At 72.3% G+C, this 11,465-nt stretch carries 10 protein-coding genes; 3 read left to right on the top strand and 7 right to left on the bottom strand.

The features are described from left to right. Positions 1-113: 113 nt before the first annotated feature. Complete coding sequence (locus tag ACZ5XZ_RS37600; RefSeq protein WP_468986724.1) at positions 114-1,463, bottom strand: class II 3-deoxy-7-phosphoheptulonate synthase; 1,350 nt, start codon at positions 1,461-1,463, stop codon at positions 114-116. A gap of 266 nt (positions 1,464-1,729) precedes the next feature. Between ACZ5XZ_RS37600 and ACZ5XZ_RS37595 the strand changes: the two genes are divergently transcribed. Beyond that, positions 1,730-3,688 (top strand): anthranilate synthase family protein, encoded by a 1,959-nt coding sequence (locus ACZ5XZ_RS37595; protein WP_468986722.1) that lies wholly within the window; start codon positions 1,730-1,732, stop codon positions 3,686-3,688. On the opposite strand, the gene ACZ5XZ_RS37590 is transcribed toward ACZ5XZ_RS37595, so the two are convergent. From ACZ5XZ_RS37590 to ACZ5XZ_RS37570, 5 genes are all read right to left on the bottom strand, one after another. Then, positions 3,654-4,670, bottom strand: a complete 1,017-nt coding sequence (locus tag ACZ5XZ_RS37590) for a 2-hydroxyacid dehydrogenase (RefSeq protein WP_468986719.1) — start codon at positions 4,668-4,670, stop codon at positions 3,654-3,656. The genes ACZ5XZ_RS37595 and ACZ5XZ_RS37590 overlap by 35 nt on opposite strands. Positions 4,671-4,847: 177 nt before the next feature. After that, on the bottom strand, positions 4,848-5,876 hold the full coding sequence (locus tag ACZ5XZ_RS37585; protein WP_468986718.1) for a 6-phosphofructokinase: 1,029 nt from the start codon (positions 5,874-5,876) through the stop codon (positions 4,848-4,850). A 275-nt stretch (positions 5,877-6,151) separates the two neighbouring features. Next, positions 6,152-6,823 (bottom strand): response regulator, encoded by a 672-nt coding sequence (locus tag ACZ5XZ_RS37580; RefSeq protein WP_384441155.1) that lies wholly within the window; start codon positions 6,821-6,823, stop codon positions 6,152-6,154. Further along, complete coding sequence (macS, locus tag ACZ5XZ_RS37575) at positions 6,820-8,130, bottom strand: MacS family sensor histidine kinase (protein ID WP_468986716.1); 1,311 nt, start codon at positions 8,128-8,130, stop codon at positions 6,820-6,822. The genes ACZ5XZ_RS37580 and macS overlap by 4 nt, the downstream gene beginning before the upstream one ends. Before the next feature lie 101 nt (positions 8,131-8,231). Further along, positions 8,232-8,966 carry a lysophospholipid acyltransferase family protein gene (locus ACZ5XZ_RS37570; protein WP_393494267.1) on the bottom strand — a complete coding sequence of 245 codons (735 nt, stop codon included), beginning with the start codon at positions 8,964-8,966 and terminating at the stop codon, positions 8,232-8,234. Between the two features lie 224 nt (positions 8,967-9,190). On the opposite strand from ACZ5XZ_RS37570, the gene ACZ5XZ_RS37565 reads away from it, so the two are divergent. Beyond that, positions 9,191-9,997 carry an alpha/beta hydrolase gene (locus ACZ5XZ_RS37565; protein WP_468986713.1) on the top strand — a complete coding sequence of 269 codons (807 nt, stop codon included), beginning with the start codon at positions 9,191-9,193 and terminating at the stop codon, positions 9,995-9,997. After that, positions 9,984-10,616: a hypothetical protein gene (locus ACZ5XZ_RS37560; protein WP_468986711.1), complete on the top strand. Its 633-nt coding sequence runs from the start codon at positions 9,984-9,986 to the stop codon at positions 10,614-10,616. Before ACZ5XZ_RS37565 ends, ACZ5XZ_RS37560 begins: the two co-directional genes overlap by 14 nt. 56 nt (positions 10,617-10,672) lie before the next feature. Here ACZ5XZ_RS37560 and ACZ5XZ_RS37555 read toward each other — a convergent pair whose 3' ends face one another. After that, positions 10,673-11,461 (bottom strand): endonuclease/exonuclease/phosphatase family protein, encoded by a 789-nt coding sequence (locus tag ACZ5XZ_RS37555; RefSeq protein ID WP_468986708.1) that lies wholly within the window; start codon positions 11,459-11,461, stop codon positions 10,673-10,675. Positions 11,462-11,465 lie beyond the last annotated feature (4 nt).

The raw sequence follows: 11,465 nt of genomic DNA, 5'->3' as shown, positions 1-11,465 counted from the left end.
CCCCCCCCCCCCCCCCCCCCCCCCCCCCCCCCCCCCCCCCCCCCCCCCCCCCCCCCCCCCCCCCCCCCCCCCCCCCCCCCCCCCCCCCCCCCCACTGCCGTGCAATTCACCGCTTACTGATCGCGGTACATCTCCGCCACCAGGAACGCCAGGTCCAGCGACTGGCTGCGGTTGAGCCGCGGGTCGCAGGCGGTCTCGTAGCGCTGGTGCAGATCGTCGACGAAGATCTCGTCGCCGCCGCCCACGCACTCGGTGACGTCGTCGCCGGTCAGCTCGACGTGGATGCCGCCCGGGTGCGTGCCGAGGCTCTTGTGGACCTCGAAGAAGCCCTTGACCTCGTCCAGCACGTCGTCGAAGCGCCGGGTCTTGTGACCGGAGGCCGCCTCGAAGGTGTTGCCGTGCATCGGGTCGCAGATCCAGGCGACCTGCGCACCGGAGGCGGTGACCTTCTCGACCAGCTCGGGGAGCTTGTCGCGGACCTTGTCCGCTCCCATGCGGGTGATGAAGGTCAGCCGGCCCGGCTCACGCTCCGGGTCGACGCGCTCGATCAGCGTGAGCGCCTCCTGCGGCGTGGTCGTCGGGCCGAGCTTGACGCCGATCGGGTTGCGGATGCGCGAGGCGAACTCGATGTGCGCACCGTCCAGCTGACGGGTGCGCTCGCCGATCCAGACCATGTGGCCGGAGACGTCGTAGAGGTTGCCGGTGCGCGAGTCGACGCGGGTCAGCGCCGACTCGTAGTCGAGGACCAGCGCCTCGTGCGAGGAGAAGAACTCCACCGTCTTGAACTCCTCCGGGTCCACCCCACAGGCGTTCATGAAGTTCAGCGCACGGTCGATCTCGCGGGCCAGCGCCTCGTAGCGCTGCCCGGAGGGCGAGGACTTCACGAAGTCCTGGTTCCAGGCGTGCACCTGCCGCAGGTCGGCGTAGCCGCCGGTGGTGAAGGCGCGCACGAGGTTGAGGGTCGCCGCGGAGGCGTTGTACATCCGCTTCAGCCGCTGGGGGTCCGGAATGCGGGCCTCGGGGGTGAACTCGAAGCCGTTGACGGAGTCGCCGCGGTACGTCGGCAGAGTCACCCCGTCGCGGGTCTCGGTGGGCTTGGAGCGCGGCTTGCTGTACTGGCCGGCGATCCGGCCGACCTTGACCACCGGGACGGACCCGGCGTAGGTCAGGACGGCGCCCATCTGCAGGAGCGTCTTGAGCTTGTTACGGATGTGCTCGGCGGATACGGCGTCGAAGGCCTCCGCACAGTCGCCGCCCTGAAGCAGGAACGCCTCACCACGGGCGACCGCTCCCAGGCGCTCGCGCAGCTGGTCGCACTCGCCCGCGAAGACGAGCGGCGGATAGGACTCGAGCTCCGCGATCACATCGCGCAGAGCCTCTTGGTCCGGCCAGTCAGGCTGCTGCGCCGCGGGCAGGTCTCGCCAGGTGTTGCCACCGGCGTGGGTTTCAGCGTTCACGGTCACATGCCCCACATTACGGGGTCCCGAAGAGCTGTCCGTCCGCCATCCGGACTTTGAGACGCACCGCACTCGGACGGTCCGGTAGGGTGCCCCCCGTGTACACGCGACCGTTCATGAACCAGGACTGGTGGTGGACCGCTCATCCGGCGGCCCACTGATTCGCGCACACCTCCCAGACTTCGCGAAGGCCGCCCGAGGGCGGCCTTCGGCGTTTTCGGCGGCCCTTCCCTCTCGCGGCTCTTCCCGGCCCTTTCCGGAAGGAACCCGCCATGCACCGCGCACCCCGCCCCGCCCGCGGCGACGCCGCCGCGCTCGTCCAGCGGCTGCTCGACCCCGCCTGCCCGCCGTTCACCCTGCTGCGCCGACGGTCCCCCGGCCGGGAGGCGACCTTGCCCACCGTCGAGGTGCTGATCGGCGAGCTGACCGAGGTCGCGCGGCTGGCCGACATCCCACTGGCTGAGACGGCGTCCCAGGAGCCGGTCATCGACGCGCTGGCGCTGATCCCGTTCCGGCAGATCCGCGAGCGCGGCTTCCGGGCCCACGACGACGGCACCCCGCTGGCGGTGCTGCGCCCCCACGAGAGCCACGAGCTGCCCCTGGAGGAGGTGCTGGCGGCGCTGCCGGGGCACGACGTGCGGGTGACGGACGGGGCGTTCGACGTGGACGACGACGCCTACGCCGAGATCGTCGAGCGGGTGGTGCGGGACGAGATCGGCACCGGCGAGGGGGCGAACTTCGTCATCCGCCGCACGTTCGAGGGCACCCTCGCGGACTTCTCGGCCGCCGACGCGCTGGCGCTGTTCCGGCGGCTGCTGGCCGGCGAGCGCGGCGCGTACTGGACGTACGTCGTGCACCGCCCCGGCGTGCGCACCCTGGTCGGCGCCAGCCCCGAGGTGCACGTCCGGATGAGCGGGGGCACGGTCGTGATGAATCCGATCAGCGGCACCTACCGCTACCCGGCCGCCGGCCCCACCCCCGAGAGCCTGCTGGCGTTCCTCGGCGACCGCAAGGAGGTCGAGGAACTGTCGATGGTGGTGGACGAGGAGCTGAAGATGATGTGCACCGTCGGCGACCGGGGCGGGGTGGTGATCGGGCCCCGCCTCAAGGAGATGGCGCACCTCGCGCACACCGAGTACGAGCTGCGCGGCCGCTCCACCCTCGATGTGCGCGAGGTGCTCAAGGAGACGATGTTCGCGGCGACGGTCACCGGGTCGCCGGTGCAGAACGCCTGCCGGGTCATCGAGCGGCACGAACCGGTGGGGCCGGACGGGCGCGGCCGCGGCTACTACGCGGGCGCGCTGGCGCTGCTCGGCCGGGACGCCGGGGGCGCGCAGACGCTGGACTCGCCGATCCTGATCCGTACCGCCGACATCGACGCCGAAGGCCGGCTGCGGGTGCCGGTCGGTGCGACGCTGGTGCGCGCCTCCGACCCGTACGGCGAGGTCGCCGAGACCCACGCCAAGGCGGCGGGCGTGCTCACCGCGCTGGGGGTCCGCGCGGCACCGGCGCGCCCGGCCGCCGGGGGCCCGGCACCACGGCTGGCCGACGACCCGCGGGTGCGGGCCGCGCTGGACGCCCGCCGCGCCGACCTCGCGCCCTTCTGGCTGCGGATGCAGACCACCGCGCCGACCGCCGAGCTCAGCGGGCACGCCCTGGTCGTCGACGCGGAGGACACCTTCACCGCGATGCTCGCGCATCTGCTGCGCACCTCGGGGCTGACCGTGACGGTGCGCCGCTTCGACGAGCCGGGGCTGCGCGAGGCGGCCCGCGCGCACCGGGGCCCCATCGTGCTGGGCCCCGGGCCGGGCGATCCGTCCGACGCCGCCGACCCCAAGATGCGCTTTCTGCGCTCCCTGACCGCCGAGCTGGTCGCCGGGCACCGCCACGGCCTGCTGGGCGTGTGCCTGGGGCATGAACTGCTCGCCGCGGAGCTGGGGTTGGACATCGTCCGCAAGGAGGTGCCCTACCAGGGCGCACAGGAGCGGATCGACTTCTTCGGGCGCCAGGAGACGGTCGGCTTCTACAACACCTTCACGGCCCGCTGCGACGACCGCACGGAGGCCGAACTTGCCATGCACCGCGTGGAGTTGAGCCGGGACGCGGAGACCGGCGAGGTGCATGCGCTGCGCGGGCCGGGCTTCGCGGGGGTGCAGTTCCACCCCGAGTCGGTGCTGACACTGGACGGCGCCGCGGTCACCGCGCAGCTGCTGGCAGCTGTCCTCGTGTGACCAGCATGTTCTCGTTGGTGCGGCCGGTCAGATAGTCCTCGACGTTGGCCACGGTGGCCTCGATGATCTGACCGACCGCCTCCTCGGTGAAGTACGCCTGGTGCGCGGTGACCAGGACGTTCCCGAAGGTCATCAGGCGGGCGAGGGTGTCGTCGTCGATGACTTCCAGGGACTTGTCGAAGGAGAAGACCCCGGCCTCCTCCTCGTAGACGTCCAGGCCGACGCCGGTGAGCCGGCCCGCCTTGAGCGTGTCGACGAGGGCGGCGGTGTCGACGAGCCCGCCGCGGCTGGAGTTGATCAGGATCGCGTCGTCCTTCATGGCGGCCAGCGCGGCGTCGTCGACGAAGTGCCGGGTGGCCGGCACCAGCGGGAGGTGCAGGGTGATCAGGTCGGCCTCGGCGAACAGCCGCTCCGATGCGACGTACTTCATGCCCAGCTCGACACAGCGCGGATTCTCGGCGATGTCCCAGCCCAGCAGGTTCATCCCGAAGCCATGGGCGATCCGGGTGAACGCCTCGCCGATCCTGCCGGTGCCGAGCACGCCCGCCGTGCGGCCGCGCAGATCGCGGCCCATCAGGCCGTCCAGCCGGAAGTCGAAGTTGCGGGTGCGGTGGCCGGCCCGGATCAGCCGCCGGTCGACGGCCAGCGCGAGGGCCCAGGCGAATTCCGCGACCGAGTACGGCGAGTAGGCCGAGACCCGGCCGACGCTCATGCCGAGGTCGGCCGCGGCCTGGAGATCGATGTTGTTGAAGCCCGTGGAACGCTGGGCGACCATCTTGGTCCCGCCGGCCGCGAGGGTCTGCAGGACGTCGGCGCTCAGATCGGCGTTGACGTGGGTGGTGACGATCTCGTAGCCGTGCGCGATGGGGGCGGTGTCGCGGTTGAGGGAGACGTCCAGGCTGCGGATCTGGTGGTGGCCGGCGAAGGCCCGCTCCAGGAACGGACGCTCATCCACCTGTACGCCGAAGGCGAGGATCTCCACGAGCTCTCCCGGTTGTCCCGCCGGTTCAGTGCCACCGCCGGTGGGCGGCCCCGCCGAGGGGCGACGGGCCGCACATCGGCGCATATGCCGCGTAAGCGAATATACGACCCATCGCCCGGCGGTGCCCCCGGAGCACGCACGGGGGCACCGAGGGCAGCCGACCGGGGGCGTCCGGCCTCAGCCGAAGAACACACCGACCTCGGCATAGAGCGCCGGATCGACCGTCTTGAGCTTCGCGGTCGCCTCCGCGATCGGCACCCGGACGATGTCCGTGCCGCGCAGCGCGACCATCTTGCCGAAGTCGCCGTCGCGCACCGCGTCGATGGCGTGCAGCCCGAAGCGGGTGGCCAGCCAGCGGTCGAAGGCGCTGGGGGTACCGCCGCGCTGGGTGTGCCCGAGCACCGTCGTACGGGCCTCCTTGCCCGTACGCGCCTCGATCTCCTTGGCCAGCCACTCCCCCACGCCCGACAGCCGGACGTGCCCGAAGGAGTCGGTGGAGTCGTCCTTGAGCACCATCTGGCCGTCCTTGGGCATGGCACCCTCGGCGACCACCACGATCGGGGCGTAGCGCACCTTGAAACGGGAGTCGATCCACCGGCAGACCTGCTCGATGTCGAAGCGCTGCTCGGGAATGAGGATGACGTTCGCCCCGCCGGCCAGGCCGGAGTGCAGCGCGATCCAGCCGGCGTGCCGGCCCATCACCTCGACGACCAGGACACGCATATGGGATTCGGCGGTGGTGTGCAACCGGTCGATGGCTTCGGTGGCGACGCCGACGGCGGTGTCGAAGCCGAAGGTGTAGTCCGTCGCCGACAGGTCGTTGTCGATGGTCTTGGGGACGCCGACACAGGGGATCGCGTGTTCGCCGGAGAGCCGCGCCGCGACGCCGAGGGTGTCCTCGCCGCCGATCGCGATCAGCGCCTCGATCTCGTGCTTGGCGAGGTTGTCCTTGATCCGGCGGACGCCCTCGTCCTGCTGGAAGGGGTTGGTCCGCGAGGAGCCGAGGATCGTGCCTCCCCGGGGCAGAATGCCGCGTACCGCCGGGATGTCCAGCGGCAGCGTGTCGCCTTCGAGAGGCCCGCGCCAGCCGTCCCGGAAGCCGACGAAGTCATATCCGTACTCCTGGGTGCCCTTGCGGACGATGCCCCTGATCACCGCGTTCAGACCCGGGCAGTCGCCGCCACCGGTCAGTACTCCGACCCGCATCGCTGCAATCACCTACATCCCGTTTCAGTGGCCGCGCACGGCCATGGCCGATCCGACGCCGGTCACGCTAATGGTGATCTGGGTCACTCTGGGATGGGACAAACGGTGATTCCGGTGATTTACCGGGGAGTTGATGCGCGGTGTTCACCCGTACGAGCGGACCGCTCCGGGGCACGGCCCGGCCCCGGCCCGGGAAGCCGGCGCAGGCACCGCAAACTCCCCCGGAAACCCCGCAGGTCGCCCGGCCCGCGACCGGGGATCCGCGCTCCGCCCGCTCACGCCTCGTCGAGGCCGCGCTCTATCGCGTAGCGCACCAGCTCCACGCGGTTGTGCAACTGGAGCTTGCCGAGGGTGTTCTGAACGTGGTTCTGCACCGTGCGGTGGGAGATGACCAGCCGCTCGGCGATCTGCTTGTAGGACAGCCCCTTGGCCACCAGGCGCAGCACCTCGGTCTCGCGCTCGGTCAACTGCGGGGCGCCCGGCTCGTCCGGCGTCGCCGGGGCGGGCTCCGTCGCCAGCCTGCGGTACTCGCCGAGCACCAGGCCCGCCAGGCCCGGTGTGAACACCGCGTCGCCGGCGGCCGTGCGCCGCACCGCGTCCAACAGCTCCTCCGTGCTCGCCGACTTCAGCAGATAGCCCGTCGCGCCGGACTTGACCGCCTCCAGCACATCGGCGTGCTCACCGCTGGCGGACAGCACCAGGACCCGCAGCGCCGGATTGGCGCCGACCAGTTCCTTGCACACCCGCACGCCGGGCAGCCCCGGCAGATTGAGGTCCAGGACCAGCACCTCGGGCGAGGCGGCCTGCGCCCTGCGCACCGCCTGGAGGCCGTCGCCGGCCGTCGCCACCACGTCGAAGCCGGCCTCCGACAGATCCCGCGCGACCGCATCGCGCCACATCGGGTGGTCGTCGACCACCATGACCCGCAGGCCCGTCTGTTCACTCACGCCGTCGCCTTCCCCCGTCTTCTGCCCTCGGGCGCCGCGCCCTTGGGGACCGTCAACTCCACTTCCGTGCCCTGGCCGGGGACCGAGACCCACTCCGCGCCGCCGCCCAGATCCCGCAGCCGGCCGCGGATCGACAGGGCCACCCCCAGCCGGCCCTCGCGCTCGGCGTCCGCGAGCCGGCCCTCGGGGATGCCGGGGCCGTCGTCGCGGACCGTCACGATCACCGCGTGCGGTTCGTCCTCCACCAGGATCCATGCGTGGGCGTCGGCCCCCGCATGCACCCGCACATTGTCCAACGCGGCACTGACAGCGGCCGCGAGCTCCGCCGCCGCGGCGGCCGGCAGGCTGACCGGGGCGCCCGGTTCGGAGAACGTGACACCGGCGCCGGCGTGCGGCGCCAGCAGCGCCCGGACGTCGCAGGGCTCGCCGGCGGCCGGTGACGGCACGCTCCCGGAGGCCGCCGCCCGGCCCGCCGCACGCTCCTCGTACGGCTCGGACCGCGCCTCGCCGTCCCCGTCGGCCTCGTGGGGCGCCGACTGCGCGGTGCCCGGCCGCGCCGACGGCACCAGCCCGCCGGCGACCAGGGTCCGCAGCGCGACCTCCTGTTCGCCCGCCATCCGGCCCAGCTCCGCCGCGTCCCCGCCGATCGCGGCGCCGCGCCGCTGCACCATCGCCAGCACCTGCAGCACACTGTCGTGGATGTCACGGGCCAGCCGCTCCCGTTCGCGGGTCGCGGCCTCGATCTGCAGCGCGCGGGCCAGCGTGCGCTCACTGGCGCGCGCCACCTCGACGACATAGCCGATCGCGACGCTGGCCACCCACACCAGCACCACGTTGTGGATGGTGTCGCGGGCCAGTTCCTGCCGCACGACCAGATTGGCGACCGCCACCGCGCTGGAGGCCACCGCGGCCCAGCGCCAGCCGCCCTTGATCGCGAAGCCCAGGACCGCGCCCGCCGCCCAGATGGACGGCAGCGTCGGCGCGCCGTCCATGATCCGGGCGCGGCTGTCGACCAGCAGGGTGAGCAGGATCCCGCCGACCGCGAAGCCGAGGTCGGCGATCAGGAAGTGCCGGGTGCAGCGCTCGGGGGAGGTGGTACGCCGCCAGGTCAGCGCCATCCAGACGGTGAGCGCGCCCATGTAGGCGACGGCGACCAGCGGATGCTCGTACTTGCGGTACGAGAGCGCGACCAGGCACGCGGTGTAGACGAGGGTGAGGATGCGGTAGCCGGTGAGCGCGCGCCACAGCGGGAGCTCGACGGACATCCGCACCACCTTGGGCTGCTTGCCGTGGCGCCTGGCGGTCATCCCGCCGCTCACCGTCCGTATGCCCGCGTCCGTCACTGCCGGCCCCCAACCCCTCGCCGGACGCGCCCGCGCCCGGCCTCGGCCCTGCCCGTCACTTCGGCCTATTCGGCGGCGGCCTTCTTGGCCTGCTCCGCCTCGGCCTTCTTCTTCGCCTCCGCGGCCTTGGCCGCCTCCGCGATCTGCCGCTTGGCGGCGGTCGCGTAGATGTCGACGTACTCCTGGCCCGACAGCTTCATGATCTCGTACATGACCTCGTCGGTGACCGACCGCAGGATGAAGCGGTCGCCCTCCATGCCCTGATAGCGGGTGAAGTCCAGCGGCTTGCCGATGCGGATGCCCGGCCGGATCATCTTCGGCACGACCTTGCCCGGAGGCTGCACCTTCTCGGTGTCGATCATCGCCACGGGGATGACCGGCGCGCCGGTGGCCAGCGCCACACGGGCCAGGCCGCCCGGCTTGCCGCGGTAGAGCCGGCCGTCCGGGGAGCGGGTGCCCTCCGGGTAGATGCCGAACAGCTCACCGCGCTCCAGCACCTCGATGCCGCTCTTGATGGCCGCCTCGCCCGCGCCCCGGCCTCCCGACCGGTCGACCGGCAGCTGGCCCACGCCCTTGAAGAACGCCGCGGTCAGCTTGCCCTTCACACCGGGCGAGGTGAAGTACTCGGACTTCGCGATGAAGGTGACCTTGCGGTCGAGCACCGCGGGCAGGAAGAAGGAGTCCGAGAAGGACAGGTGGTTGCTCGCGAGGATCGCCGGACCCTCGGCGGGAATGTTCTCGATGCCTTCCACCCAGGGCCTGAAGGCAAGCTTCAGCGACCCGCCGATGGAAAACTTCATTGCGCCGTAGATCAACCGACTGCCTCCTGTGTGTGACGCAAAGACCTTAACCTGCCTCGGTGACACGCTGGCCCCGACGGGGCGGCGAAGGTGCGCGACGGCAGGTGCACGCCCGCGTACGGGCCCCTCACCCGCCCGCGAGCGCCGTCGGACCTACCCGCTCGCGGTCACTTTGCGTACCCTGAGGTAACTCGCCAGGCCCTCTCATCGATCGGAGTCCCCCGGTGCCGTTCCTTCCCGGAGCCGAGCCGTTCCGCCGTGACGGCGGAGAGGTCGGCGTCCTTGTGTGCCACGGCTTCACCGGCTCCCCCCAGTCCGTCCGCCCCTGGGCCGAATATCTGGCCGACCAGGGGCTGACCGTCTCCCTTCCGCTGCTGCCCGGTCACGGCACCCGGTGGCAGGACCTGCAGATCACGACCTGGCAGGACTGGTACGCCGAGGTCGACCGCGAGCTGCGCGCGCTGACCGAGCGCTGCGCCAAGGTCTTCGTCTGCGGCCTGTCGATGGGCGGCGCGCTGGCGCTGCGGCTGGCCGCCAAGCACGGCGCCGCGATCAGCGGGGTGGCCGTGGTCAACCCCGGCAACAAGGTGCACGACGCGGCCGGGCCGCTGCTGCCGGTGCTGCGCCACGTCGTGCAGACGACCAAGGGCATCGCGAGCGACATCGCCAAGCCCGGCGTCGAGGAGGTCGGCTACGACCGGGTGCCGCTGCACGCGGCGCACTCGCTGCGCCTGTTCTTCCAGCAGGTGGACTCCGAACTCCCGGGCGTCACCCAGCCGTTGCTGGTGATGACCAGCCCGCAGGACCATGTCGTACCTCCGGTGGACTCCGAGCGGATCCTCGCCCGGGTCTCGTCCACGGACGTCCGCCAGACGCTGCTGGAGCGCAGCTACCACGTCGCCACGCTCGACCACGACGCGGAGCAGATCTGCGAGGAGACCTTCGCCTTCATCTCCCGGCTCGCCCCCGAGGCGCGGGCGGACGCGGCGGACACGGCGCAGGAGGGGACGGCGGCCCGTGGCGGAGCGTAGCCCCCGCGACCCCCGGGATCCGCTGGACGAAGAGGCCGCCTGGGCCGAGATCGTGGCGGGCTACGGCGAGCAGCCGTCGTTCCCCGAGGCGGACGGCGACACCAAGGACGCCCCGCGCACCGCGGATGCCCGCGGCTCCGAAGACGCCGAGGACGGCCCGGGCCCCAAGGACGCCAAGGAGGGCCTGGGCCCCCAGGACGCCAAGGACTCTCCGGACGAGCCGCCGCGCGCGGACGGGACCACGGGCAAGGGCGCCGGTGAGGGCGGAGCCCCGCGCCCCGGCAGCTTCGTCGTCTTCGCCCCGGGCGTCGGCCCGCGCGACTGGTCCGGCGCCGAACCGTCCGACGACGACTTCGACGAGACCGACGAGGGCCACTTCACCCCGCCCGAGCCGCCTCCGCTTCCGAAGGCCGACACCACCACCAAGTTCGCCTGGCTCGCCGTCCTCGGCGGCCCGCTGCTCCTGGTCGCCATGGTGATCTTCCAGCAGCCCGTGACCTGGTGGATCACGGTCCTGGGCATCGGCGGGTTCCTGGGTGGCTTCGCCACGCTCGTGGCGCGGATGAAGAACGACGACGAGGACGACGACCATCTGCCGGGCGGCGGCGCGGTGGTGTGAACCCGGTGTGCATCGGGTGGTGCGCACCGAGTGGGTGCGCACCAGGGGCCCCTCCCCTACGCGCGGGGAGAGCGGACAGGCGTCCCCTGGTCGTCGGCCGGTACCCGCAGGGCCGCGAGTACGGGCAGGTGGTCGGAGGCGGCCAGCAGGTCCGCGTCCCGTAGACCGGGCAGGTCGCGGGGCACTCCGCAGCCGAGCACCTCGACGCCGTCGCTGGTGAACACGGCGTCGATGCGCTGCCGCGGCTCACGGGGCGTGGAGGTGAACTCCCCGCCCCACGGCTTGGCCGCCCAGCCGTCGGTGAGCGTGCCCGCCACCCGCCGGAAGCTCCGGCCCTCCGGCCGGTCGTTGAGATCGCCCCCGGCGACCGCGTGCGGCACGCCGAGGCCCGCCACCCGCTCCAGCAGCAGCCCGGCCTGCTCGTACCGCTCCCGGTCGGCGAGGCTGAGATGGCAGCTGAGGACGCCGAGCCGGGCGCGGCCGATGCGGACCACGGCGGTGGCGAAGCCACGTTGATGCAGCCCGGGGGTGCGGGGCAGCAGGACGTCCTCCGTGCGCTCCACATGGGCGCGGAGGGTGGCGAGGATCATCGGGCCCGCGGTCGTACCGCCGCCGGTGACATGGACCAGCCCCGCCGAGCGGGCCAGCCGCTCGGCGGCCTTGCGCCAGCGGAAGAACCGCGGCGCCTCCTGGATCAGCACGAGATCGGGGGCGCAGGCCCGGATGACCCTGGCCAACGCCGCCCGGTCGTCGCGCATCGAGCGGATGTTGTAGCTGAGCACACGGACCAGCGCCGCGCCGTCCTCGGTGCCGGACGCGGGGAGTCCCGGGTGCTCAGCCACCATCCGC

The organism is Streptomyces sp. NPDC033270, from assembly GCF_055576575.1.
Note: the sequence above shows the minus strand (reverse complement) of the source record. Positions and strands in the feature narration are given on the sequence as shown.

Excerpts from the sequence above, each read along its gene's own strand:
- ACZ5XZ_RS37595 (WP_468986722.1), top strand. The coding sequence starts at position 1,730 with ATGCACCGCGCACCCCGCCCCGCCCGCGGCGACGCCGCCGCGCTCGTC.
- macS (WP_468986716.1), bottom strand. The coding sequence starts at position 8,130 with ATGACCGCCAGGCGCCACGGCAAGCAGCCCAAGGTGGTGCGGATGTCC.
- ACZ5XZ_RS37570 (WP_393494267.1), bottom strand. The coding sequence starts at position 8,966 with ATGAAGTTTTCCATCGGCGGGTCGCTGAAGCTTGCCTTCAGGCCCTGG.
- ACZ5XZ_RS37555 (WP_468986708.1), bottom strand. The coding sequence starts at position 11,461 with ATGGTGGCTGAGCACCCGGGACTCCCCGCGTCCGGCACCGAGGACGGC.
- ACZ5XZ_RS37585 (WP_468986718.1), bottom strand. The coding sequence starts at position 5,876 with ATGCGGGTCGGAGTACTGACCGGTGGCGGCGACTGCCCGGGTCTGAAC.